Source organism: Ruegeria sp. BHSC026, from assembly GCF_059613065.1.
On the sequence record NZ_JBXWRV010000011.1, the window covers coordinates 38287 to 63706 of the forward strand.

General features: G+C 62.7%; 25 protein-coding genes. 19 read left to right on the plus strand and 6 right to left on the minus strand.

Annotated features, from left to right (window positions below):
- Positions 1-208: 208 nt before the first annotated feature.
- Genes AC2FME_RS13655 through selD form a run of 7 tightly spaced genes read left to right on the plus strand, consistent with a single transcriptional unit; the run spans position 209 to position 8319 of the window.
- Positions 209-3082 carry a monovalent cation/H+ antiporter subunit A gene (locus tag AC2FME_RS13655; RefSeq protein ID WP_496800707.1) on the plus strand — a complete coding sequence of 958 codons (2874 nt, stop codon included), beginning with the start codon at positions 209-211 and terminating at the stop codon, positions 3080-3082.
- On the plus strand, positions 3082-3441 hold the full coding sequence (locus tag AC2FME_RS13660) for a Na+/H+ antiporter subunit C (protein ID WP_496680150.1): 360 nt from the start codon (positions 3082-3084) through the stop codon (positions 3439-3441). The genes AC2FME_RS13655 and AC2FME_RS13660 overlap by 1 nt, the downstream gene beginning before the upstream one ends.
- Entirely contained in the window at positions 3438-4997 is a 1560-nt protein-coding gene (locus AC2FME_RS13665; RefSeq protein WP_496800708.1) for a monovalent cation/H+ antiporter subunit D, read from the plus strand. The genes AC2FME_RS13660 and AC2FME_RS13665 overlap by 4 nt, the downstream gene beginning before the upstream one ends.
- Positions 4997-5494 (plus strand): Na+/H+ antiporter subunit E, encoded by a 498-nt coding sequence (locus tag AC2FME_RS13670; protein ID WP_496684569.1) that lies wholly within the window; start codon positions 4997-4999, stop codon positions 5492-5494. The genes AC2FME_RS13665 and AC2FME_RS13670 overlap by 1 nt, the downstream gene beginning before the upstream one ends.
- Positions 5491-5760 (plus strand): K+/H+ antiporter subunit F, encoded by a 270-nt coding sequence (locus AC2FME_RS13675; RefSeq protein WP_496800709.1) that lies wholly within the window; start codon positions 5491-5493, stop codon positions 5758-5760. The genes AC2FME_RS13670 and AC2FME_RS13675 overlap by 4 nt, the downstream gene beginning before the upstream one ends.
- 7 nt (positions 5761-5767) lie before the next feature.
- Positions 5768-6154, plus strand: a complete 387-nt coding sequence (locus AC2FME_RS13680; protein ID WP_496687391.1) for a Na+/H+ antiporter subunit G — start codon at positions 5768-5770, stop codon at positions 6152-6154.
- Between the two features lie 5 nt (positions 6155-6159).
- A complete protein-coding gene (gene selD, locus AC2FME_RS13685) occupies positions 6160-8319 on the plus strand; it encodes a selenide, water dikinase SelD (RefSeq protein ID WP_496800710.1) in 2160 nt (719 codons plus the stop codon).
- Here the strand turns inward: selD and mnmH are convergent.
- Positions 8259-9362, minus strand: coding sequence for a tRNA 2-selenouridine(34) synthase MnmH (gene mnmH / locus AC2FME_RS13690; RefSeq protein ID WP_496742147.1), 1104 nt, complete (start codon positions 9360-9362; stop codon positions 8259-8261). The two genes, selD and mnmH, sit on opposite strands and share 61 nt — an antisense overlap.
- Positions 9363-9412: 50 nt before the next feature.
- Positions 9413-10081, minus strand: coding sequence for an SOS response-associated peptidase (locus AC2FME_RS13695; protein ID WP_496800711.1), 669 nt, complete (start codon positions 10079-10081; stop codon positions 9413-9415).
- 50 nt (positions 10082-10131) lie between these two features.
- Between AC2FME_RS13695 and AC2FME_RS13700 the strand changes: the two genes are divergently transcribed.
- Entirely contained in the window at positions 10132-11784 is a 1653-nt protein-coding gene (locus tag AC2FME_RS13700; protein ID WP_496800712.1) for a tetratricopeptide repeat-containing sulfotransferase family protein, read from the plus strand.
- A gap of 60 nt (positions 11785-11844) precedes the next feature.
- On the opposite strand, the gene AC2FME_RS13705 is transcribed toward AC2FME_RS13700, so the two are convergent.
- Positions 11845-13422 carry a bifunctional metallophosphatase/5'-nucleotidase gene (locus tag AC2FME_RS13705; RefSeq protein ID WP_496800713.1) on the minus strand — a complete coding sequence of 526 codons (1578 nt, stop codon included), beginning with the start codon at positions 13420-13422 and terminating at the stop codon, positions 11845-11847.
- A 107-nt stretch (positions 13423-13529) separates the two neighbouring features.
- Here AC2FME_RS13705 and AC2FME_RS13710 point away from each other — a divergent pair, with 107 nt between their 5' ends.
- The 4 genes from AC2FME_RS13710 to arsC are packed head-to-tail and all read left to right on the plus strand — an operon-like array spanning position 13530 to position 15689.
- Positions 13530-13868 (plus strand): DUF952 domain-containing protein, encoded by a 339-nt coding sequence (locus AC2FME_RS13710; RefSeq protein ID WP_496684407.1) that lies wholly within the window; start codon positions 13530-13532, stop codon positions 13866-13868.
- Complete coding sequence (locus AC2FME_RS13715; protein ID WP_496687381.1) at positions 13865-14296, plus strand: DUF1330 domain-containing protein; 432 nt, start codon at positions 13865-13867, stop codon at positions 14294-14296. Before AC2FME_RS13710 ends, AC2FME_RS13715 begins: the two co-directional genes overlap by 4 nt.
- On the plus strand, positions 14293-15351 hold the full coding sequence (locus AC2FME_RS13720) for a quinone-dependent dihydroorotate dehydrogenase (RefSeq protein ID WP_496800714.1): 1059 nt from the start codon (positions 14293-14295) through the stop codon (positions 15349-15351). Before AC2FME_RS13715 ends, AC2FME_RS13720 begins: the two co-directional genes overlap by 4 nt.
- Entirely contained in the window at positions 15348-15689 is a 342-nt protein-coding gene (gene arsC / locus AC2FME_RS13725) for an arsenate reductase (glutaredoxin) (RefSeq protein WP_496800715.1), read from the plus strand. Before AC2FME_RS13720 ends, arsC begins: the two co-directional genes overlap by 4 nt.
- Here arsC and AC2FME_RS13730 read toward each other — a convergent pair.
- Genes AC2FME_RS13730 through AC2FME_RS13740 form a run of 3 tightly spaced genes read right to left on the minus strand, consistent with a single transcriptional unit; the run spans position 15686 to position 17947 of the window.
- Complete coding sequence (locus AC2FME_RS13730; protein WP_496800716.1) at positions 15686-17002, minus strand: MATE family efflux transporter; 1317 nt, start codon at positions 17000-17002, stop codon at positions 15686-15688. The two genes, arsC and AC2FME_RS13730, sit on opposite strands and share 4 nt — an antisense overlap.
- A gap of 5 nt (positions 17003-17007) precedes the next feature.
- On the minus strand, positions 17008-17526 hold the full coding sequence (locus tag AC2FME_RS13735) for a PaaI family thioesterase (RefSeq protein WP_496687376.1): 519 nt from the start codon (positions 17524-17526) through the stop codon (positions 17008-17010).
- Position 17527: 1 nt separating this feature from the next.
- Entirely contained in the window at positions 17528-17947 is a 420-nt protein-coding gene (locus AC2FME_RS13740; RefSeq protein WP_170358398.1) for a PaaI family thioesterase, read from the minus strand.
- Between the two features lie 115 nt (positions 17948-18062).
- Between AC2FME_RS13740 and AC2FME_RS13745 the strand changes: the two genes are divergently transcribed.
- From AC2FME_RS13745 to AC2FME_RS13775, 7 genes are all read left to right on the plus strand, one after another.
- Positions 18063-18431, plus strand: coding sequence for a MerR family transcriptional regulator (locus AC2FME_RS13745; RefSeq protein ID WP_149777048.1), 369 nt, complete (start codon positions 18063-18065; stop codon positions 18429-18431).
- Positions 18432-18683: 252 nt separating this feature from the next.
- The gene (locus tag AC2FME_RS13750; RefSeq protein ID WP_005981908.1) at positions 18684-19085 is read left to right on the plus strand and encodes a MerR family transcriptional regulator; all 402 of its coding nucleotides are present in this window, start codon (positions 18684-18686) and stop codon (positions 19083-19085) included.
- A gap of 48 nt (positions 19086-19133) precedes the next feature.
- Complete coding sequence (locus AC2FME_RS13755) at positions 19134-20915, plus strand: acyl-CoA dehydrogenase C-terminal domain-containing protein (RefSeq protein ID WP_496800717.1); 1782 nt, start codon at positions 19134-19136, stop codon at positions 20913-20915.
- 56 nt (positions 20916-20971) lie between these two features.
- Positions 20972-21184 carry a hypothetical protein gene (locus AC2FME_RS13760; protein ID WP_005981899.1) on the plus strand — a complete coding sequence of 71 codons (213 nt, stop codon included), beginning with the start codon at positions 20972-20974 and terminating at the stop codon, positions 21182-21184.
- 136 nt (positions 21185-21320) lie between these two features.
- Positions 21321-21959, plus strand: a complete 639-nt coding sequence (locus AC2FME_RS13765) for a glutathione S-transferase family protein (RefSeq protein ID WP_496800718.1) — start codon at positions 21321-21323, stop codon at positions 21957-21959.
- A 10-nt stretch (positions 21960-21969) separates the two neighbouring features.
- Entirely contained in the window at positions 21970-23181 is a 1212-nt protein-coding gene (locus tag AC2FME_RS13770; protein WP_496800719.1) for an acetyl-CoA C-acetyltransferase, read from the plus strand.
- A 23-nt stretch (positions 23182-23204) separates the two neighbouring features.
- Entirely contained in the window at positions 23205-25406 is a 2202-nt protein-coding gene (locus AC2FME_RS13775; RefSeq protein ID WP_496800720.1) for a 3-hydroxyacyl-CoA dehydrogenase NAD-binding domain-containing protein, read from the plus strand.
- Positions 25407-25420 lie beyond the last annotated feature (14 nt).

Sequence of the window (25420 nt, forward strand, 5' to 3'; positions counted from 1 at the left end):
TTGGGATGGCCCGTTTCTAGCACAAGGGCCCTTTCACCGCCGCGCCAAATTCGCGCGCGGAAATCAAGTTTGCGTCATTTTTTCGCATTTGGGCCGGCGGAATCCACGGGCGTTAGGGCAAGGTGAAAAACTTGCAATAGCTGGACAGCCAATAAATTATCCTTACAAATTCAAGCCCACACTGACCGCTCAGCCCGGAGTATCGCACTTGTCCCTATTCCTCATCGCGGCCCTTCCGTTTCTTGGCGCTGTCTTTCCGGCCTTACTGGTCCGGGCCGGTCGCAATGCGGCAGCCTCGGCCGCCGGGCTGACCACCTTCCTGGCGCTCATGGGGCTGTTGATCCACATCCCCGCCGTCATGCAGGGTGAGGTCGTGACCGCCCGTTTCGACTGGATTCCCGGGCTGGGGCTAAACGCCAACTTCATGCTGGACGGGCTGGGGTTCCTGTTTGCCCTGCTGATCCTTGGCATCGGTCTGTTGATCATCCTGTACGCGCGGTTCTACCTGTCGCGCGAGGATCCGATGGGGCAGTTCTATACCTATCTGCTGCTGTTCCAAGGCGCGATGGTTGGCATCGTTCTGTCGGACAACATCCTGCTTTTGCTGATTTTCTGGGAGCTGACCTCGCTCAGCTCGTTTCTGCTCATCGGCTATTGGAAACACCTGCCCGAAGGTCGCCAGGGCGCGCGAATGGCGCTGGCCGTGACCGGGTCCGGAGGGCTGGCGATGATCGCAGGTATGCTGATCCTTGGCAACATCGTGGGATCCTATGACCTGAGCGTGATCTTGCAAAACCGCGAACTGATCCAGGCCTCGCCTTATTACCTGCCGGCGCTGGTGCTGATCCTGCTGGGGTGTTTCACCAAGTCGGCCCAGTTCCCGTTTCATTTCTGGCTGCCTCATGCCATGGCCGCGCCAACGCCGGTTTCGGCCTATCTGCACTCGGCCACGATGGTGAAGGCCGGCCTGTTCCTGATGGCACGCATGTGGCCGGTTCTGGCGGGGACCGAGGCGTGGTTCTACATCGTCGCAACCACCGGTCTTGTAACAATGCTGATCGGTGCAGTGATCGCGCTGTTCAAGGATGACCTCAAGGCGTTGCTGGCCTTTTCGACGGTTTCGCATCTGGGACTGGTCACGATGCTGCTGGGGTTCGGCACCAAGATCGCCGTCGTGGCCGCCATCTTCCACATCATCAACCACGCCACCTTCAAGGCCGCCCTGTTCATGACCGCGGGGATCGTCGACCATGAAACCGGCACTAGGAACATCAAGCGGCTGGGAGGATTGCGCCACCTGATGCCGATTACGTTCACCATCGGCACCATCGCCGCGCTGTCGATGGCCGGCATTCCGCCGCTGAACGGCTTCCTGTCGAAAGAGATGATGTTGGAAGAGACGGTCCACACCGTCTGGCGCAATTCCCACTATCTGGTGCCAGGTCTGGCTCTGCTGGCAGCGATCTTTTCCGCGGCCTATTCCTTCCGCTTCATCAGCCACGTGTTTCTGGGCCCCGAGCGTGACGACTATCCCGCCCATCCACACGACCCCCCTGCAGGCCTGTGGTTGGCCCCCGCGTTCCTGGTGGTTCTGGTCGTCCTGATCGGCCTGAACTCGGCTGTCATCGTCGGCCCCTTGGTCGCGGTTGTGTCTTCCGCGGTGATCGGCGGCGAGAAGCTGCCTTATTATTCATTGAAACTGTGGCACGGGTTTACGCCGGCGCTGTATATGTCGGTCATCGCTACGCTGGGCGGTCTGTTTCTGCTGGCCCTGCACCGTCGCGGCGAAACTGCCTGGAACGCCCTCCCCCGCCCCGAGGCCAAGTCCATCTTCGACGCCGTCATCGGTGCGCTGACCGCCGCCAGTCGCTGGATCACGGACGAGCTGCACAACGGTGTCATCAGCCGCTATGCGATCATCCTGATCGCCTTCACCGTCGGGCTGGGGTACTATGCTTTCGCAACCGGCACGATCGGGTTGGAAACGCGGGTTCCGCTGGAGGCCCCCATCATCCCGATCATCGGCTGGCTGTGCCTGATCGTAGCGACGATGGGCATCATGTGGTTCCACCGCAACCGTCTGCTGTCTCTGGTCCTGATCGGGGTGGTGGGGCTGATCGTGTCGATGGCCTTCAACTATCTGTCCGCGCCTGATCTGGCTCTGACACAGATCTCGGTCGAAGTTGTCACGATGATCCTCCTGCTGCTTTCGCTGAACTTCCTGCCGACCGAGACCCCATGGGACAGCAGCACGGCACGGCGCTGGCGTGATGCTGCCATTTCGGTGGTGGCCGGTATCGGAGCTGGGGGCTTGATCTATGCGCTCATGCTGCGCGATTTCGCCTTCCCGACGATTTCGGAATTCCACCTGGCCAATTCCTACAAGGGTGGCGGCGGCACCAATGTGGTCAACGTGATCCTGGTGGACTTCCGGGGATTTGATACCTTCGGCGAGATCATCGTGCTGGGGATCGCGGCACTGATCATCTTTGCTTTGACCGAGGCCGTGCTAGGCACCAGTGTTCGCGCCTACCTGCTGAACCGCAAGCCACATTGGCCCCAATCGGGCGACTCTCACCCGCTGATGATGGTTGTTGCGACACGTGTGATGATGCCGATTGCCCTTATGGTGGGTGCCTATATCTTCTTCCGGGGACACAACCAACCCGGAGGCGGGTTCATCGCCGGTCTCATAGTCGCGATCGCCTTCCTGATGCAGTACATGGCCAGCGGCTACACCTGGGCGATCGAGCGGCAACGGTTCTACTACCATGGCACCATCGGCTGGGGCGTATTGATCGCTGCGGCTACTGGTTTGGGCGCCTGGTTCAACGAGCGGCCCTTCCTGACCAGCGATTTCGGCTATCTGCATTGGCCACCACTGGAAGAGTTCGAATGGGCCACTGCCATGCTGTTCGACACAGGCGTGTTCCTTGCCGTTCTGGGCGCTGTGATGTTGGCTCTGGACAGCCTGTCGCGCTTTGCGTGGCGGCCGGGCATGGCGCAAGAATTCCCGATGGACATCAACCCTTTGCGCGATGACCCGATCGAAGAAGAACAAGAAAAGAAGGAGCAGGGCTGATGGAAGCTCTCGTCGCCTCGGCCGTTGGCGTGCTGACCGCCGCCGGGATTTTTCTGATCCTGCGCCGTCGGACCTTTCCGGTCATCCTGGGCCTGTCCTTGCTGACCTATGCGGTCAACGTATTTCTATTCGCCACGGGACGGCTGGCCGTGAATGCTCCTGCGGTTCTGAACAAATACGAAGAGGTTCCCTACACCGACCCGCTGCCGCAGGCGCTGGTGCTGACGGCCATCGTGATCTCGTTCGGGATGACGGCGGTGATCGTGATGATCGCCTTGGGCGCCTATCTCTCGGCCAAGGATGACCACATCGACATGGCCGCGCGCGACAGCGTGGACGGCGCGGGAGAAGACGCATGAACCACTGGATCGTTGCGCCGATCGTCCTGCCCGCGATCCTGGCCCCGTTCATCATCATGGTCCTGCGCTATCATCTGGACCTGCAGCGCATCTTTTCGGTAGCGGGCGTGGTGGGCCTGCTGGGTATCGCGTTGACCATCACCGCGCAGGCGGCGGGTGGCGACATCCATGTCTACGAGCTTGGCAACTGGCCCGCCCCGTTCGGCATCGTGCTGGTGCTTGACCGGCTCTCGGCGATGATGGTGCTGCTGACCGCCTTGCTGGCCTTGCCCATCGTGCTGTACGCCATCGCGTCCGGATGGGATGAGCGCGGTGATCATTTCCACCCGCTGTTCCAATTTCAGCTGATGGGGGTTTGCGGCGCCTTCCTGACGGGGGACGCCTTCAACCTGTTCGTGTTCTTCGAGGTGCTGCTGATCGCATCATACGGTCTGATGACCCATGGCGGCGGCGCTGTGCGTCTGAAGGCCGGCGTTCAATACGTCACCTACAACCTGCTGGGGTCGACCCTGTTCCTGTTTGCATTGGGCACGATCTATTCGGTGACCGGAACGTTGAACATGGCTGATCTGGCCTTGCGCGTGGCCGAGATGCCGGCCGAAGACACCGCCCTGTTGCGCGTGGGCGCGGTTCTGCTGCTGCTGGTCTTCTGCATCAAGGCCGCCGTCCTGCCGCTGCATTTCTGGCTGCCGGCCAGCTATGCCAATGCTCCATTGCCGGTGGCCGCCTTGTTCGCGATCATGACCAAAGTGGGGGCCTACTCGATCCTGCGGGTCTATACACTGGTCTTCGGCCCGGACGTCCCGGCCTCGCAGGGACTGGTCGGCGACTGGCTGCAACCCGCCGCATTGGTGACGCTGGCCATCGGATCCATCGGCATATTGGGAACCCAGCATATCGCCCGAATGGTGGCCTTCTGCGCCATAGCCTCGATGGGAACGCTGCTGGTCGCCATATCGCTGTTCACCGAGTCGGCGACCGCCGCGGCCTTGTACTATGTCTACCACTCCACCCTAGCCACCGCCTTGCTGTTTCTTGTGGCCGATCTGGTCATGCAACGCCGCAGCGGGGCAATCGCGCCGCGGCCGCCGATGCCGCAGAACGGGCTGATAGCTTCTCTGTTTTTCGTCGGCGCAATCGCCATGGCCGGCATGCCGCCCCTGTCAGGCTTCATCGGAAAACTGCTGGTGCTGGATGCCGCGCGGAACGCGCCTGATGCCACCGCCATCTGGGCCGTGGTCCTGATCGGCTCGTTCGTCACCATCGTGGGGCTTGCGCGTGCCGGCTCGTTGATCTTCTGGAAAAGCCACGACGCCAGCACGCAGGATGATCCGACGCCCGAAGCGGAAACCGCCCCCGAAGACGCAGACCCCGCGCCACCGCCGCCGCCCGAGCCGCAGCCCGGCCTTGCCTTCACTTCGGTCTTCGGCCTCGTCGCGGGGCTGGTCCTGCTGACCCTGTTCGCCGGGCCGGCGCTGGACTACACTCGCAGCACGGCGGCGCAGTTGTTTGCGCCGGAACAGTACATCTCGGCCGTATTGGGAAGGGAAGACTGATGAAACTATTGCGCCGGATATTTCCCCACCCGCATCTGAGCTTTCTGCTGACGATCGTCTGGGTGCTGCTGGCCAACGCGCCGTCGCTGAATTCGCTGGTTTTCGGGTTGCTTCTGGGTATCGTCATCCCCTTCATTACGCAGCCCTACTGGCCCGACCGTCCAGTGCTGCGCAACTGGCCGATGGTGGTGGAATACATCCTCGTCGTGCTGTGGGACATCGTGGTGGCCAACATCACCGTCGCCCGGATAATCCTGTTCAAGCCGGATGCTGAGCGCCAGCCCAACTGGGTCTCGATCCCGCTTGAACTGCGCACCCCCGAGGCGATTACCGTTCTGGCCGGTACCATCACGATGACACCCGGGACCGTCAGCTGCGACCTGTCCGCCCAGGGCCACTGCCTGCTGGTGCATTGTCTGGATTCCCCCGATCCGGGCGCCGTCCGCGACCAGATCAAACAGCGGTACGAGCGCCGCCTGAAGGAGATCTTCGAATGATCGAGTATGCAATATACTTTGCCTTTGCCTGTTTCGGCGCCGCGATCATGATGTGCCTTTGGAGGATCATCACCGCCGACGGCGTCGGAACCCGCGTACTGGCGCTTGACACCATGGTCATCAACACCATCGCCTTGATGATTCTGTTTGGCCTTGCCGTCGGAACCGAGATCTTCTTTGAATCCGCGATGATCATCGCCATGCTGGGCTTTGTCTCGACCGTGGCCTACGCGCGCTTCATGCTGCGCGGAAACATCATCGAGTGAGGCCGGCATGGAGTTTCTGTTTGAACTGCTGATCGCTTTTTTCCTGATCGTGTCAGGCATCTTCGGCTTTGTCGGCTCATTCGGGATGATCAAGCTGAAAGACCCGATGTCGCGCTTGCATGCGCCCACCAAGGCAACCACGCTGGGCGTGGGCGGCGTTCTGCTGGCCTCTATCTTCCATTCGGTTCTGATCGAGGGGCGCCTGTCGATGCACGAACTGCTGATTACCCTGTTTCTGTTCCTGACCGCGCCGATCACGGCCCTGTTCATTGCCAAATGGCATATTCACCGCCATGAAAAGCCCGAGAACCTGCCCGATGCCGGCGAGGATGGCCTGTGGGCCACCCACGCGGTCGAGCAGATGGAAGACGTCCCGGACCACAGCAAGAACTGAGCCGCATGCAAACGCCGTCCCTGCCCCTGACCCGCGATCTGGTTCTGATCGGCGGAGGCCACACCCATGCCCTGGTGCTGCGCAAATGGGGCATGAACCCGCTGCCAGGCGTGCGTTTAACCGTGATAAACCCGGGGCCGACGGCCCCCTATTCTGGCATGTTGCCGGGATTTGTCGCGGGGCACTACGCACGGGAAGATCTCGATATCGACCTGGTGCGCCTGGCGCGGTTCGCGGGCGCTCGGCTCATCCTTGGCCCCGCCACCGGGCTTGATCCCGAACGTCGCGTCGTTCAGGTGCCCGACCACCCCGAGATCGGTTTTGACGTGGCCTCGGTCAATGTGGGGATCACGTCCGACATGCCCGACCTGCCCGGTTTTGCAGAACATGCAGTGCCGGCCAAGCCTCTGGGTCCGTTTGCCGCGCACTGGGCCGGTTATCTGAACGGCTCGGGCCCGGCCTCGGTTGCGGTCATCGGCGGCGGGGTCGCCGGGGTTGAACTGGTCATGGCCATGGCCCATGCCTTGCGTGCGCGCAACCGCAAGGCGCTAGTGACGCTTATCGACCGCGACCAGGCCTTGTCGGCGGTTGGTTCCAAGGCGGCGGCGACCCTTCGTCGAACCATGCACGACCTGGGTATCGACTGCATCGAACAAGCCGGCATTCTTCGCGTCGGACCGGATTACCTGGAACTGGCAGATGGTCGCCACATCGCCGCAGATTTCGTGACCGGAGCCGCAGGCGCCCGCCCCTATGACTGGATCGCGCAGACCGGTCTGGCCCTGCACGAGGGGTTCATCCGCGTGAACAGCCACCTACAGTCCAGCGATCCGTTGATCTTTGCGGCCGGGGACTGCGCGCACCTGTCCGAAGATCCCCGGCCAAAGGCGGGAGTCTTTGCGGTCCGCGAAGCACCAGTGTTGTTCGACAACCTGCGCGCCGCGCTGGGGGCCGGGCGGATGCGGAGTTATCGGCCGCAGAAGGACTACCTCAAACTGATTTCAATGGGCGAGAAATCGGCGCTGGCCGAGCGGCTGGGTACATCTTTCAGCGGCCCGCTGGTGTGGAGATGGAAGGACCACATCGACCAGAAGTTCATGGATCGGTTTCGCGACCTGCCACGTATGAAAGCCCCGCCCCTGCCGCGTCACCACGCCGCCGGCCTGCGCGAGACGTTGGGAGAAAAGCCGATGTGCGGCGGCTGCGGGGCCAAGGTCGGGCGCGGCGCGCTGCGCGCGGCCCTGTCGGTCCTGCCCGGCAGCGACCGCCCGGATGTCACGCCTCTGCCCGGAGATGACGCCGCGCTGCTGACCGTCGGCACGGCCCGGATGGTGATGACCACCGACCACCTCAGGGCCTTCGTTGCCGACCCGGTGTTGATGACCCGGATCGCCGCGGTGCATGCGTTGGGGGATGTGTGGGCAATGGGCGCCGCGCCCTACGCCGCCACGGCAACCCTGATCCTGCCGCGCATGTCCACGCAACTGCAGAACCGGACGATGGCGGAAATCATGGAGACCGCGACCCAGGCCATGCGGCAGGCCGGGGCCGAGATCGTCGGCGGCCACAGCTCGATGGGCGACGAGATGACCATCGGCTTCACGGTGACCGGCCTGTGCGACACCGACCCGATCACCCTGTCCGGCGGACGGCCGGGCGACGCGCTGTTGCTGACCAAACCGTTGGGCAGCGGGGTCCTCATGGCCGCCGAAATGTCCGGTGATGCACGCGGCGACTGGGTGCAGGCGGCATATGATCTGATGACGCAGCCCCAGGGCGAGGCGGCGCGTATACTGAGCGCGGCGCATGCAATGACCGACGTCACCGGCTTTGGGCTGGCCGGGCATCTGGCCGGGCTGTGCGAGGCCTCGGGTTGCGGCGCAATTCTGGACCTGAACGCGGTGCCGGTCATGGATGGGGCGGACCAGCTGAGCCGCGCCGGCATCCGCTCGACCCTGTTTGCCGACAACCGTGCGATCGTTCCCGAATTGCCCGAAGGCAACAAAGCCGATCTGCTGTTCGACCCCCAGACCGCCGGAGGCCTGCTGGCTGCCGTCCAACCCGACGCCGCCAAGGCCCTGCGCGACCGGCTGCGGGCTGCGGGTTATCCGGCCGAAATCGTGGGTGAACTGATCGAGGATCCGGGGCTGAAGCTTCGGGGTTGAACCAACAGCTCTTCGATTTGCGATGCCAGACTGTCCAGCGCTGTTGCGGTGAGCGACTCCGCCTGCAGTTGCGCCATCAAGTCCACCTTGTGGACCCGGCGCGATTTTTCATAGGCCGGGTCATAGTGCTGCTCCATCAGGGCACGGGTCAGCCCGGGCTTGTCGCCTTGGGCGATCAGATCGAACCAGCTATCCACCACGTCATGGCCGCGGTGATGGCGCAGCGGTGACAGACGCTCTTTAAGCCGCTCGGCATCGGACAGGATGTCGTCATAGGACGACACCAGATAAGCCGTGCGCGCCTCGATGGGTGCGGTGATCCGGATACGCGGCGCGATCCGCAGCGCCTTCCAAACCGAGGGCGGCAGGATCAGCGTACCGATCTTCGAGGATTCGGCCTCGACCACGACCGGGCGCGAAGGGTCCAGCGCAATCAGCGCCGCGGCGAGTGAGGATTCGAAAGCCTTTTGACTGGGTTGGCCGCCCGGTTGCTCGCCCAGAAGCGAGCCCCGGTGATTGGCCAGCGCCTCGAGGTCCAGAACCTGCACGCCCCTCTGGCGCAAGCGCTCCAGAAGCTCGGTCTTGGCGGTGCCGGTATATCCGTCCAACGCCACCAGCCGGTGCGGCAGCGGGTCGTCATACAGAAACCGGTTCACAAGCCGCCGATAGGTGCGGTACCCGCCCGAGACGACCTCGGCGCGCCAGCCGATCTGCTGCAGCATCCAGGTGAACGACCCCGATCGCTGCCCCCCGCGCCAGCAATAGACCAGGGGGCGCCAACCGCCATCGTGATGGCTCAGGCGGTTTTCGATATGGTCGGCGGCATTGCGGAACACCAGCGCCGCGCCCAGCTTGCGGGCCAGAAACGGGCTTTGCTGCACATAGATGGTGCCGACCCGAGCGCGCTCTTCGTTGTTCAGAACCGGCAGGTTGATGGCGCCGGGCGCGTGGTCTTCGGCATATTCCGCCGGGCTGCGCACGTCGATCACCGTGTCGAACCCGTGGGTGTAGAACGCGGTCAGGTCTGGGAATTCGATTGCCATGGACAAGGTCTAGCGCTGCCGGGGCTCAATGGAAACCCGCGACCGAGCGATCAGCCCTCGGCGATCGGCGCGATCAGCTGCGGGCCGCTGGCCCGGTTCGAGTTGACTGCGGTGCTGACCCTGTAGAACTCCAGCAGGTCCCCGGGGCCGGGGCGCATAAGGCGTGCGGCCCCCTTGCCCACTTCGCCCAGCCACAGCGCCCAGTCTTTCGGCTCGAGTATCAGTGGCATGCGGTGATGGATGGCCTTGACCCGTGTGTTTGCGGCGGTGGTCACGATGGCGCAGGTGACGCGGCGGGCGTCAGGCGGCCCCCACTCCTGCCAGATCCCAGCAAAGGCGATGGGGGCACCGTCGCGGCGGTAGAAATACCACGGCAGGCGCGCGCCGTCCGCGTCCTTGGTCCATTCATAGAAACCCGTGGCGACGACGATGCAGCGCCGATCCCGGCAGGCGGCGCGAAAGGCCGGCTTGTCCGCCAGGGTCTCTGCGCGCGCATTGATTAGAAGCGGGCCGTCATTTTCGGACTTGTACCAATGGGGCAGAAACCCCCATCGCAACGGATCCAGCCTGCGCCCCGTTTCCCCGGCGCGGACCACATGCACCGGGTTGGTGGGACACACATTGAAGTTGGGCACCGGCGGCAAGTCATTCGCCGGGCGCGCGGCAAACAGCTGCGCCATGGCATCATTGGGAAGAGTTATTGCAAACCGTCCACACATGGGTAATGAACCTAACACCGGAAAAACAGGATCGGGCGACGCAAAGTTTCATGGCAACTCAAGCACCAAATTCCCTCAAGGCCAAGGCATTGGCCGATCTGGAAACAGGCAAACTGCCCCAGGCTTTGAAAAAAGCGACGCTGGGCACCAAGAAATTTCCGAAGGACGCAGACTTTTTCGCCATTGCGGGTTTCGTGCTGACTGAAATGAAGCAGTACAAGAGATCCATCCCTCATTTTCAGGAGGCGTCACGTCTGAAGCCGGATGACCCGCAATTCGTTGAAAACATCGCCAATGCGCTGATGCAGACCGGGCAGATCGCCCAGGCCCTGGCCTATTCCGAACGGATGTTGGACAAATTTCCGGGCAACAAAGAAATCATCCGCGTCATAGATGAGATAAAACTCAAGGGACAAAACTGGCGCAGTATCGTCGAGCATGCCACGCAAAGACTGGCCAGCGACCCCGACAATCCCAAACTTCTGGCCATGCGCGCCCGGGCTTATGGCCGGATTGGCTTTGTCGATGACAGTTCGCGCGACATCACGCGGGCGTATGAACTGGCGCCAGACGACATGGGGATCGCCTTCCGAAAGGCGGTCGATCTGCATCAGGCGGGTGACAAGACGGGGTGTACCGAGATTCTCCGGCGCATTCTGGAACAGGAACCGCACCACATTTCGGCCTTGTATCAGCTGTCTTCGATGGTCGACCGGGAGCAGGCCAAGTCACTGATGCCGCAGGTCGAGGCGGCGATGGCCGAGCTCAACCACAGGGATTCGACGTTGGAATTCGCCAAGGCCCAGCTTGAGTCGAAAATCGAGGGCCTGGAGGCCGCACTCCCGCAGTTCGCGCGCGCCAATGCCGCCCAACACGCGGAAAACCCTTACGACTTCGGCGCCGAGGAGAAGAAACTCGAGCGGATCAAGTTCCTGTTCCCCTCCCCGGAGGCCGTTCCCAGTTCCGGCGTCGAAGACGTACCTTTGCCCATCTTCGTAGTCGGACAGCCGCGCTCGGGTACCACGCTGATGGAGATGATGCTGAGTGCGGTCCCGGATGTCGCCGGTTGCGGAGAACTGACCCTTGCCGCCGATCTGTCGGCGGTCTACTCGGATGAAAATCAGCCGTTCGGCGATACCGAGGCCCGCAAATTCGCCGAAGAGTTCCGCGAACTGATGCCGCCAATCCCTAACGGCTCCATCGCCTTTGTAGACAAGATGCCTCACAACTATCAGCGCGTGGGCTTCATCCTCTCGGCCTTCCCGAATGCCAAGATCGTGCACATGCTACGCGACCCGCGCGACGTAGGTCTGTCAAAATGGATTCGCCGTTTTCCCGCGAGTGGAATGCGCTACGCGTCAAACTTGGACTCCATCGCGCATTCGGCCAACCTGTATCGGCGCTACATGCAGCATTGGGATGCCATCTTCGGGGATCGCATCCTGACGGTGCCCTACGAAAAACTGGTGGCCGACCCTGAGACCTACAGCAAGCAGGTGGCCGCGTTCTGCGGGATCGATTGGCAAGAAAGCATGATGCACCCGGAGGAAAACAAGAAACAGGTGCGCACTGCCAGTATCGACCAGGTACGCAAAAAAATCTCGACCAAGTCGATCGGCGGCTGGCGCAAGGTCGCCGATCACGTCCGCTCCATGCTGGACGGGTTCGACCCAGAACTGTGGCCGGAATACGAGTTCGACTGAGACCCGCCAACGAAAAAAGGCCGCATCCCCGGATGCGGCCTTTCTTCTTTTAGCAAATAATCACTTCTTCTGAATACGACCGTCGAGGTAAGGCGTGTAGGGTGCATTCGCCTCCAGATATTCAGCAGTCACATCCGCAAGATCAGGGCCGAAATCATAGGCGTTCTTGTCGTCGCCCGTGAACATCTTGTACCCGTCCCCGCCATTACGGACATAGTTGTTGGTGACCACCAGATAGGTTTTGGCCGGATCGATTGGCACATAGCCATCACCCTCGGCCACCATGACCTCGGTCACGCGGCCTTCGTTGGGGGCAACCGACGGATCCCAGGTGAATTTCAACCCAGCCACCTGAGGGAAGCGGCCCTTGACCTCTTCCACCTGGCTGACCCCGTTTTCCAGCGCATCGATGATGCCCTGACCGCTGATCTCGAAGGTCGAAAGCGTGTTCTGGAAGGGCAGAACGGTCAGCACCTCGCCCATGGTCACGTCGCCCGCGTCGATCGAAGCCCGCAGGCCGCCCGAGTTGGCGATGGCGATCTGAACGCCCTGATCGGCGACCCGCGCCAGCATGGCATCGGCTACCAGGTTGCCCATTTCGCATTCCTGCACGCGGCAGATTGACCGGTCACCTTCGATCGGTGCCGCGGCGCTGGCCACGACCTTGTTGCGGATCTCCTCCAGCGGTTTGGCCAGTTCTGCGATGCGATCAAGGGCCGCCTGATCCTCGGTCACGGTGTTGTCCATGATCAGCGGCTCACCCACCGCCTCGACCACGTTGCCGTCGTCATTGAAGGTCACGTTCAGCTCGCCCAGGAACTTGCCGTAGGCATAGGCCTGAACGATCTGCACACCGTTCACAACCGTCGGATACGGCCCAACCGCCTTGTCCGACGTGTTCGACAGATAGGTGTTCGAGTGTCCGCCCACGATCACGTCGACGCCCGTGGTTTCCTGCGCGACCCGTTGGTCGACGCCATAGCCCGAGTGGCTGAGCACGATGATCTTGTTGACGCCGTCGGCCGTCAGCTTGTCGACCTGCGCCTGAACTGCGGGCACCGGGTCCGAGAAGGTGATGTTGGGGCCGGGCGAGGCCAACTCATCCGTATCCTCGGGGGTCAGGCCAATCAGGCCGATCTTTTCGCCCCCCACTTCGATCACGGTCGAAGGCATGATCCTGTCGGTCAGCAGTTCCTCGTTCTCGATATTCGCGTTCGACATCAGAACCGGGAAATCGACGGTGTCGATGAAGCCCGCCAGAACCTCGGGGCCGTCGTCGAATTCGTGGTTGCCCACGGTCATCGCGTCATAGCCCAGCTTGTTCATGAACTCGGCCGCGACCTTGCCCTTGTAGTAGGTATAGAACAACGACCCCTGGAACTGATCGCCGCCGTCCACGAGGATCGAGTTCTCGGCCCGCGCGCGCGCATCGTTGACCGCGGTGACCAGGCGCGCCGAACCGCCGAAGCACTTGCCCTCGGCATTGTCCTCGGCGCTGCAGCCGCTGTCATATTTGTTGATCGGCTCGAACCGGGAATGGAAGTCGTTGGTGTGCAGAATGGTCAGCTTGTAGTCGGCCGCCGCCATGCCTGCAGTCAGGCCAAGGGCCGCGACGGATGTCAGGAAACGTGTAATCATTTGAAACTCCCTGTTATTGATTGCCAAGATCGTGCGCCGAGGGCGGCAAAGAGTCAAAGGGGGAAATGCGGCTTGATTCTACCCCGCGCGCGGGGCATCACGGCGCCATGCTGATCTACAAGATATTCCGGGCCGAGGAATGGGCGGCCCTGCAGGCACAGGGCGAAACCCGGGGCGCGCCGGTCGATGTGGCGGATGGGTTCGTGCATTTTTCCACCGCCGAACAGGCCGCGGAAACCGCGGCCAAACACTTTGCCGGGGCCGAAAACCTGACACTCGTGGCCTGCGATGCCCGGAAAATGGGCGATGATTTGAAATGGGAGGTCTCGCGCGGGGGTGCCTTGTTCCCGCATCTCTATCGCAACATGCGCATGGCGGATGTGGTCTGGGCCAAGCCGCTGCCGCTGGAAAACGGCGCGCACCGCTTCCCCGAGGAAATGCAATGACCGGCCATATCGACCCCGACCGCGCCCAGTTCGAGGCGTTCAAGGCGCTGGACCGCGATCACCCGATCGAGATGCTGAACCTTGTGAGGTTCCGCGCCAAGGCGGCCTATCCCGAAAGCCACGACCTGGCCGCCGCGGGGCTGAGCGGCGCCGAAGCCTATCGCCGGTATGGGGCCGAAACGGCGCCGATCATCGCGCGGCTGGGGGCCTCGATCATCTGGCGCGGCACGTTCCAGACAACGCTGATCGGCCCGCAGGGCGAAGTGTGGGACGAGATGTTCATCGCCCGTTACCCCTCGGCCCATGCGTTCCTGGAGATGGTGACCGACCCGGCCTATCGTGCGGCGGTGATTCACCGGCAGGCGGCGGTGGCCGACTCGCGCCTGATCCGCACCGCCCCTAGCCCAAACGGAGCGTCCTTCGGATGAAACTGACCGAGAAACTGGCCCTGGCCGCACTGCATCGTTTCGACCCCGAAACCGCGCACGGCCTGTCGATCAAGGCGCTGAAATCGGGGCTGACCCCAGCGCCCGGTCCCGTCACCTCAATGTGCCTGCGCACGCAGCTGGCCGGGCTCGACCTGCCCAACCCGGTAGGTCTGGCCGCCGGGTTCGACAAGAATGGCGAAGTCCTGGGCCCGCTGTCACGCGCGGGCTTTGGGTTTATCGAGGTGGGTGCCGTCACACCGCGCCCGCAGCCGGGCAACCCCAAGCCGCGCCTCTTCCGCCTGACCGAGGACCGCGCCGCCATCAACCGGTTCGGCTTCAACAACGAAGGGATGGAGGCGATGGCCCGGCGTCTGGCGCATCGCCCCAAGGACGCGGTGATCGGCCTGAACCTGGGCGCCAACAAAGACAGCACCGACCGGGCGCGGGACTTCGCGCAGGTGCTGGCCCATTGCGCGCAATGGCTGGATTTCGCGACGGTGAATGTCTCGTCGCCCAACACCGAAAAGCTGCGCGACCTGCAGGGAAAAAAGGCGCTGAGCGCCTTGCTGGCAGGTGTGCTGGACACCCGCGAAGCCTTGGCGCGGCCGATCCCGGTGTTTCTGAAAATCGCCCCCGACCTTACGGATGACGAACTGCGGGACATCGCCGATGTCGCCCGTGACACGGGCATCGACGGTGTCATCGCCACCAACACGACCTTGTCACGCGAAGGACTGCGCAGCCCGCACAAGGATCAGGCCGGCGGATTGTCCGGCGCGCCTCTGTTCGAGAAATCGACCCGCGTTCTGGCCCGGCTGAGCCAATTGACCGACGGGCAGATTCCGCTGATCGGCGTGGGCGGCATCGGCACCGCCGAACAGGCCTATGCCAAGATCTGCGCCGGTGCCTCGGCCGTACAGTTCTATACCGCGATGGTCTATGGCGGCCTGTCGCTGGCGGCCGAGATCGCGCGGGGGCTGGATGCCCTGCTGGCGCGGGACGGGTTCAAGTCGGTGGCCGACGCCGTCGGCAGCAAACGAGAGGATTGGCTGTGATCGAATACTGGCACAACCCACGCTGTTCAAAATCGCGCGCCGGGCTGGCCCTGCTGCAGGACCGCGGCGCCGAAGTCACCATTCGCAAATACCTCGAGGACGCGCCCGGCGCGGATGAGCTGCGGGCGGTGCTGTCCCGGCTGGGCATCCCGGCGATCGAGATGATGCGCCGGGGCGAGGCGCGGTTCAAGGAACTGGGGCTGAGCAAGAATTCGCCCGAGGAAGCCCTGATTCATGCCATGGCCGAGAACCCGATCCTCATCGAACGCCCCGTCGGGATCACTGCCGACAAGGCCGCCATCGGTCGGCCGCCCGAGCACCTGCTGACCCTTCTCTAGGCCACCTGCGCCTCGAGCCGGGGATAGCGCAGGCCCAGCGTCACCGCGCGGGCGGTGTTCAGCACCATCAGCGCGGCCCACAGCCCGTGATTGCCAAAGCTCGGCACCAGCAGGAACAGCGCCACCACATAGATCGCCACCGACTGGACCATGGCGGTGCGCATGGCGCGGGTCCAGGTGGCGCCGATATAGATGCCGTCGAACATCCAGCTGGCGACGCCGATCACCGGGGCCAGCGCAGCCCAGATCAGGTATTCGCGCGCCGCGATCCGCACCTCGGGCGCTGTGGCCATCAGGTCGATCAACGCGGGCCCCGCCACGAAGAACGTGACCCCCAGCACCAGAGCCCCACCGACGCCCCATTGCGACGCCATGACCGAGGCGCGCCGGACCTGGTATCGGTCCTTGGCCCCGACGGCGCTGCCCACCAGCGCCTCGGCGGAAAAGGCGAACCCGTCCAATGCAAAAGCGGTGATTTCCAGGAACTGCAGCAGCACCTGGTTGGCAGCCAGCGTCACATCGCCCAGATCGGCGCCCACGAACAGAAAGGTGGTGAAGGACCCGGTCAGCAGGACCGACCGGATCATGATGTCGCCATTGACCTGCATCATCCGGCGCAGGCGGGCGGGGTCGAAGATCCGCGCCCAATCGCGCCATTGATTGCCACCGAACGCATCGCGGCACAGCCACAGGCCCAGCGCCAGACCGGTCCATTCGGCGATCAGCGTGGCTACCGCCACACCTTCGACGCCCCAGCCCAGACCCAGCACGAACCACAGGTCCAGAAGGATGTTCAGCCCGTTCATCCAAACCTGCAGGACGAACACGCCGCGCGTGCGCTCGACCGCGATCAGCCAGCCCGTCACCGCATAAAGCGCAATGGTCGCCGGTGCGCCCCAGATGCGAATCTCGAGGTAATCGCGCGTCAGCGCCTCGACCTCGGGGCTTGCGGGCGACAGGGCGAAGGCCCCTGCAAATACCGCCACCTGCGCTACGACAAAGAAAAGTCCCGCAGCGCCGCCCAAGAGCAGACCGCGCATGAGCAGAGCTCCGGTTTCAGCCGTGTCCCCTGCGCCTCGGGCCTGCGCCGCCAATCCGGTCGTGCCCATGCGCAGAAAGCCGAACACCCAATAGATCGTGGCCAGAATAACCGCGCCGATGCCAACCGCTCCGATCGGGGCGGCCTGCCCCATCTGGCCGACCACGCCGGTATCCACCGCGCCCAAAATCGGCACCGTCGCGTTGGACAGCACAATCGGCACCGCGATCTTCAGCACCCGCCTGTGCGTGATGGGTGCCGAGGCGTCCCGCATTTTGCTCAGCCTTTGGCCGAAGGCTCTTGCGGCATCAGGAAATGCCCGCTGGCCTGCGCGAACAGCTTGGCGTGGTTGTCCTGCCAGGCCTCGACGCGAACCGAGGCATACCGCCGTCCCGCCCGGCTGATGAAAGCGCGCGCATAGGCATCGCGCGGCAGGCCCGAGCGCAGATAATCCACCGTGAAGTCGATGGTCTTGGGAAAGCGGATACTGTGATCAGAGATGATGTCATCGGCGTCGATCTCACCGCTTTCGATGCGCGGGAACAGGTGCTCCCAGCTGAGCGTGATCACCGCCGTCACCTCGAGAAAGGCCGCCGTGACGCCGCCATGAATCGCCGGCAGGAACGGGTTGCCGATCAGCTTTTCGTCGAAATTCAGAACGCTGGTCAGTTCGTCTCCGCGCCGGTCGAAGCTGATGTTGAGGAACCGGATATACGGAACCCCCTCGACCAGCGCCTTGAGGGCCGCGTCGCGCCGCTGCTTCACCACCTGCATCGGTTCGGGACGGGGTCTTGTCATCTCACTTCCCCTCGACCGTGAAGGCGCCCGAGGCGGTGGCCACCGGGCGGTCCTGATCGTCGTCCATGGCGGTGGCGCGCACGAAGGCTACGTTGCGTGTGATGTGATAGCAGGTCGCCCGGGTGGTGATCGTCTGGCCGGGCGTTGCGGCGCGCATGTAGTCGATGCGAAGGTCGATGGTGGCGGTACCGCCGGGGGCTGCCGGGTGGCTCATGACCGCGGCCCCGCAGCAAGTATCAAGGCTGGCCGACACCGCTCCTCCGTGAATCACGCCCGTGCGGGGATCGCCGATCAGATCCTCGTTGTAGGGCATGGTGATCTCGGCCTCGCCCTCGCCGATATGCGTCAGGGTCAGGCCCAAGGCCCGCGCATGGGGGATCGCTTCGATGAACTGGCGGGCGAGTACTGTCTTGTCGACCATTGGTGCTCTGTCCTTTTTCGTTGCCTTCTTTATGGTCTGGTGTTGACGCAAAGGGCAAGCCCGCCTGTTGCGCTTGTCCGCGCAACGCCCTAGGTTGCAGCCGAGGAGAACAGGAATGTCCGACGATCGTTTGTCATTCAAAGAGATGTGCGCCGAGTTCGACGTGACTCCGCGCACCCTGCGCTACTATGAATATATCGAGCTTCTGCAACCCGACCGCGAGGGCCGGTCGCGGTTCTATGGCCCGCGCGAACGGGCGCGGATGAAGCTGATCATGCGCGGCCGCAAGTTCGGCTTTCCGCTGGAAGAGATCCGGCAATGGCTGCTGATCTACGAGGATCAGGGCAACGAGGCCCAGATGGCGACCTTCGTCGAGATGGCCGACCGCCAGATGGAAGAGCTGCGCCAGCAGCGCCAGCAACTGGACGAAGCCATGGACGAATTGCAACGCCTGCGCGACCAGACCGCAAAAATGCTGAGCTGATCCCCGGCCCGATCATCGAAACAGACAGCCGCGCGTTGCCCCGCGCGGCTGTCTTTTTTGTCGCCGCCACTCTTGATTTCGCCTGAAACGGGGCACGGAAATCGCCGGAACCCCGCTTTACGCGGGCGGATGTTACGTCAATTTTGAAATGACGCAGCGTCTGAATTACGTCAACGTCACTCTCATGTTGTAAAGCGGCCATCGACTGCGCAACTCATACCTCAAGACGCCAGTGACGAGGGGGGATGACCCATGACCGAAGACCTGATGACGATCCGCGAAATGTGCGAGGCGTATGACGTCACGCCGCGGACCCTGCGGTTCTACGAGGCCAAGGAGCTTCTGTTTCCGATCCGGGAAGGTCAGAAACGGTTGTTCACCAAACGTGACCGGGCGCGGCTCAAGCTGATCCTGCGCGGCAAGCGCTTTGGCTTCAGCCTGGAGGAGATTCGTCAGCTTCTGGATCTGTACCATGTCGGCGACCAGCAACTGACCCAGATGACCCGCACCTATGAAATCGCGTGCGAGCGTCTGGCGGACATGGAAGCCCGCCGCGAGGAACTGACCCAGGCGATCGACGATCTGAAGGAACAGTTGCGCTGGGGCGAAAAGGTCATCGCCTCGATGAAACAGGAAAAGAAGGCTGCCGAGTGATCTACCCGGCCGCCTGCCACCCGGACATCTGAATTAAGGGAGCTTCAAATGCCCGTCTACAACGCGCCTACCAAAGACACGCAATTCGTTCTTCACGACGTTCTCAAGGTCTCGCAATCCGACATTCCGGGCTATGCCGAGCTTGAGCCCGATTTCACCGGCGCCGTTCTGGAAGAGGCCGGCAAGGTCGCCGTCAACCTGCTGCACCCGCTGAACGTGGTCGGTGACAAGGAAGGCTGCCGGTTCGAAAACGGTGTGGTCTATACCCCGACCGGGTTCAAGGACGCGTTCGAGCAGGTCAAGGAAGGCGGCTGGACCGGTCTGGACATGCCCGAGGAATATGGCGGCCAGAACATGCCTTATGTTCTTGGCACGGCCGTGGGCGAGATGTTCTCGGCCGCGAACCAGGCCTTCACCATGTATCAGGGCCTGACCCACGGCGCTGCCTCGGCCATCCTGGCGCATGGCACCGACGAACAGAAAAACAAATATCTGCCCAAAATGGTCAGCTGCGAATGGACCGGCACCATGAATCTGACCGAGCCGCATTGCGGCACCGATCTGGGCCTGATGCGAACCAAGGCCGAGCCGCAGGGTGATGGCAGCTACAAGATTACCGGCCAGAAGATCTTTATCTCGTCCGGCGATCACGACATGGCCGACAACATCATCCACCTGGTGCTGGCCAAGATCCCCGGCGGCCCCGAGGGCATCAAGGGCGTGTCGCTGTTCATCGTCCCCAAGTTCCTGGTGAACGAAGACGGCAGCCTTGGTGAGCGCAACGGCGTTTCGGTCGGCAAGATCGAAGAAAAGATGGGTATCCACGGCAACTCGACCTGCGTGATGAACTATGACGGCGCGACCGGCTGGCTGCTGGGGCAGGAACACAAGGGTATGCGCGCCATGTTCACCATGATGAACGAAGCGCGTCTGGGTGTGGGCATGCAAGGTCTGGCCCAGGCCGAGGCCGCCTATCAGAACGCGCTGGAATACGCCAAGGACCGCCTGCAGGGCCGTGACGTGACCGGCGCCAAGAACCCCGATGGCCCGGCCGATCCGCTGATCGTGCATCCCGACATCCGCCGCAGCCTGATGGACCAGAAAAGCTTTGTGGAAGGCGCGCGGGCTTTCATTCTGTGGGGTGCGACTCTGATCGACAGGGCGCACCGCGCAGGTGACAAGGACGCCGACGGGCTGATCTCGCTGATGACCCCGGTCATCAAGGGCTTCCTGACCGATGAAGGTTACGACATGACCGTTCGGGCCCAGCAGGTCTATGGCGGCCATGGCTACATCGAGGAATGGGGCATGTCGCAATACACCCGCGACGCCCGCATCGCCATGATCTACGAAGGCGCCAACGGCGTTCAGGCGCTAGATCTCGTCGGCCGCAAGCTGGCGCAGGACGGCGGCAAGCATGTCATGGCCTTCTTCGACATGGTCAAAACCTTCTGTAAGGAAAACAGCGGCAAAGACGAAGCCTATGACAAGGCGTTCATCGAACCGCTGAAGGCCGCCTCGAAGGAGCTGCAGGCCGCCGGCATGTATTTCATGCAGAACGGCATGACCAACCCGAACAACGCCCTGTCGGGTTCTTATGACTTCATGCACATGTTCGGCCATGTCTGCTTGGGCCTGATGTGGGCGCAGATGGCAAAGGCCGCGCAAGAGGCGCTGGATGCCGGCGCGTCCGACAAGGACTTCTACGAGACAAAAATCGCCACCGGCCGCTACTACATGGCACGCCGTCTACCGGCCACGGGCATGCACCTGGCGCGGATCCAGACCGGCGCCGACACGGTGATGGCACTGGACGCGGCGAACTTCTGATCCCAGTCTGGTTCCGGGCGACCCCGCCCGGAACCAGCGCTCACCGAGGAGTTGACATGCCCAAACGCTTTCGCCTGACCCGCCGCTTTCCCGTCGCCATGACCGAGGACGGATATCGAAAACTAAAGGGGTTTGCCCGCGAGGCTGGGCTGGACGAAGGAGAGGCGCTGTCATTCCTGTTCGAGAATTTCAACAGCGTGATCGACGAGGAGAACCTGACCCACCGGCTGCGCATCTTCAATTCCGAGCTTGAGGCGCGCAAACGCTAGACGACCCCGATGCCTGGCCCAGGCCCGTCGTGTTTTCAGCAAGACAAGTCCGAACGCGGCTGCGGCCGGCGGTCAGGTCTTTCTTAAGACACGTGCGTGACGAAACCGTACAAACCGCCTTGGGAGGGGTGAGTGCATGACGATAAAACTGCATTGCTTCGGAGAAAGCGGAAACTCGTACAAGGCCGCCCTTGCGCTTGAGATGTCAGGGCTGGAATGGGAGTCGGTCTTTGTCGATTTCTTCAACGGCCAGACCCGAACCCCCGAATACCGCGCCGAAGTGAACGAAATGGGCGAAGCGCCGGTGCTGATCGACGGAGATTTCCGGATCAGCCAGTCGGGCGCGATTCAGGCCTATGTCACCGAAAAGTCGGGCAAGTTCGGCGGAAAGACACGGGAGGAGAACTATGACATCCTACGCTGGGTGCTGTGGGACAACCACAAGCTCAGCTCGATGGCGGGCCTGACCCGTTTCCTGATGAACTTCCTGCCCGAACGGCACCGCAACCCGGATGTGATCGCCTTCAATCAAGGCCGCCTGAAGGCCGCCTATCAGGTGCTGAACGCCCATCTGGAGGGCCGCGACTGGATCGTCGGCGACAGCGTGACCAACGCCGATCTCAGCTGCTGCGGTTACCTGTATTACCCCGAACCGTTCGGCTTTGACCGCTCCGAATGGCCCCATATCGACGCCTGGCTGACCCGCCTGTCCGAGCAGCCCGGCTGGAAACACCCCTATGACCTGATGCCCGGCAATCCGTCGGATCGAGCTTGAGGAGAGAAGTATGACCGAAGCTTACATTTATGATGCCCTGCGCACCCCGCGCGGCAAGGGCCGCAAGGACGGCAGCCTGCACGAGGTGACCTCGGTGCACCTGTCGGCGGTGACGCTGAACGCCATCAAGGAACGCAACAACCTGGAAGGCCACGCCGTCGAGGACGTGATCTGGGGCAACGTCACCCAGGTGATGGAACAGGGCGGATGCCTGGCGCGGTCCGCGGTTCTGGCCTCGGACTTGGATGAATCGATCCCCGGCCTTGCGATCAACCGTTTCTGCGCATCCGGCATGGAGGCCGTGAACCTAGCCGCCAACCAGGTCAAGGGCGGCGCGGGCGAGGCCTATATCGCCGGTGGCGTCGAAATGATGGGCCGCGTGCCCATGGGCAGCGATGGCGCCGCCATCGCGGTCGATCCGTCGCTGGCGATGGAGACCTATTTCGTACCGCAGGGCATCTCGGCCGACATCATCGCCACCGAATACGGCTTTACCCGCGATCAAGCCGACGCGCTGGCCGTTGAATCGCAGAAACGCGCGGCCAAGGCGTGGGAAGAGAACCGCTTTGCCAAGTCGGTGATCACCGTCAAGGACCGCAACGGCCTGACCATTCTGGACCGCGACGAATACATGCGCCCCGGCACCGACATGCAGAGCCTCGGCGCGCTGAACCCCTCGTTCCAGATGATGGGCGAGCAGATGCCGGGTTTCGACAAGGTGGCGATGCTGAAATACCCCCATCTGGAAAAGATCAACCACATCCACCACGCCGGCAACAGCTCGGGCATCGTGGATGGCGCAGCGGCCGTTCTGATCGGCAACAAGGAATTCGGCGAGAAATACGGCCTGAAGCCGCGCGCCCGCATCAAGGCCACCGCCAAGATCGGCACCGACCCGACCATCATGCTGACCGGCCCGGTTCCGGTGACCGAAAAGATCCTGGCCGAAACCGGCATGACGATCAGCGATCTGGACCTGTTCGAGGTCAACGAGGCCTTTGCCTCGGTCGTGCTGCGGTTCCAGCAGGCATTTGACGTCGATCCGGCGCTGGTCAACGTCAATGGCGGCTCGATCGCCATGGGCCACCCGCTGGGCGCCACCGGCGCGATCATCATCGGCACCCTGCTGGACGAGCTGGAGCGTCAGGACAAGGAAACCGGTCTGGCCACCTTGTGCATCGCATCCGGCATGGGCGCGGCAACCATAATCGAACGTGTGTAACGGCGGGGATCAGGAGAAGAAAAATGGCTGATTTTACACTGACCAAAGACGCCGACGGCGTTGGCATCATCACCTGGGACGTCCCCGGCAAGACCATGAACGTGATGTCGTTTGACGGCCTGTCCGAACTGAACGACTGCATCGATCAGGCCCTCGCCGATGACGAGATCAAAGGCATCGTGATTACCAGCGGCAAGGAAGGATCGTTTGCCGGCGGCATGGACCTGAATCTGCTGGCGGTGATGAAGGAACAGGCGGGTGACGACCCGGCCAAGGGCCTGTTCGAAGGCACTATGAAGATGCACGCTCTGCTGCGCAAGATCGAACTGGCCGGCATGGACCCCAAGACCAAGAAAGGTGGCAAACCGATCGCGGCCGCCCTGCCCGGCACTGCCGCCGGCATCGGCATGGAGCTGCCGCTGGCGACCCATCGCATCTTTGCCGCCGAGAACCCCAAGGCCAAATACGGCCTGCCGGAAATCATGGTCGGCATCTTTCCCGGCGCAGGCGGCACCACGCGTATGGTCCGCAAGGTGGGCGCCATCGCTGCGGCTCCGCTGCTGCTGGAAGGCAAGATGCTGGACGTGAAAAAGGCCAAGGGCGCAGGTTACATCGACGAGATCGCAGCCGATCCGCTGGCCGCGGCCAAGGAATGGGTGCTGAACGCCAAGGATGCCGATCTGGTCAAGCCGTGGGACGCCAAGGGCTACAAGATGCCCGGCGGCGCGCCCTATCACCCGGCGGGGTTCATGAACTTCGTGGGTGCCTCGGCGATGGTGAACGGCAAGACCCAGGGCGCCTTCCCGGCGGCCAAAGCCTTGCTGAGCGCGGTCTATGAGGGCGCACTGGTCGATTTCGACACCGCGCTGAAGATCGAGGCGCGCTGGTTCACCTCGGTGTTGATGAACCCGTCCTCGGGCGCGATGATCCGTTCGCTGTTCCTGAACAAGGAAGCGCTGGAAAAAGGCGCCGTTCGTCCGAAGGGCATTCCGGACCAGTCGGTCAAGAAGATCGGCGTTCTAGGTGCCGGCATGATGGGCGCGGGCATCGCGCTGGTCTCGGCGCAGGCCGGTATGGAGGTCGTGCTGATCGACCGCGATCAGGCCGCCGCAGACAAGGGCAAGGCCTATACCGAAGCCTATCTGGACAAGGGCATGAAGCGTGGCAAGGTCACGGCCGAGAAGAAAGAGGCCATGCTGAGCCGCATCACCGCCACGCCTGATCTTGAAAAGCTGGCGGGCTGCGATCTGATCATCGAAGCCGTGTTCGAGGACCCCAAGGTCAAGGCCGAGATGACCCAGAAGGTCGAGGCGATCATCCCCGAGGACTGCATCTTTGCCTCGAATACCTCGACCCTACCGATCACCGAACTGGCCAAGGCCAGCAAGCGGCCAGATCAGTTCATCGGAATCCACTTCTTCTCGCCGGTCGAGAAGATGTTCCTGGTGGAAATCATCAAGGGCAAGGAAACCGGTGACCGCGCCGTGGCCAAGGCGCTGGACTATGTCCGCCAGATCCGCAAGACGCCGATCGTGGTCAATGACGCGCGGTTCTTCTACTGCAACCGCTGCATCATCCCCTACATCAACGAAGGCGCGCGGATGATCACCGAGGGCGTCCAGCCGGTGTTGATCGACAACGCGGCGCGTCAGCTGGGTTTCCCGGTTGGTCCGATACAGCTGACCGACGAAACTTCGATCGACCTGGGTGCCAAGATCGCGCGGGCGACCAAGGCCGCGATGGGCGACGCCTATCCCGAAAGCCCCGCCGACGAGCTGATCTTTTGGATGGAGGAGCAAGGCCGTCTGGGCCGCAAGGCCAAGGCCGGGTTCTTCGACTATGACGAGAACGGCAAGCGCATCGGCTACTGGCACGGTCTGCACGAGAAATATCGGCTGGCCGAACAGCAGCCCTCGCTGCAGGAAGTGCAGGACCGCCTGATGTTCGCACAGGTTCTGGAAGCCGTGCGCGCGTTGGAGGAAGGCGTTCTGGAAGACATCCGCGAAGGCGATGTTGGCGCCATCCTGGCCTGGGGCTTTGCGCCGTGGTCGGGTGGTCCGTTCAGCTGGCTCGACATGATCGGCGCGCCCTACGCCGCCGAGCGTTGCGACCAGTTGACCGAGAAATATGGCGACCGCTTCGCTTGCCCGCCGCTGCTGCGCGAGATGGCCGAGAAGGGTCAGACCTTCTATGGCCGCTTCGCCCCCGAGGCCAAAGCGGCCTGACGTACAGGTGCTGG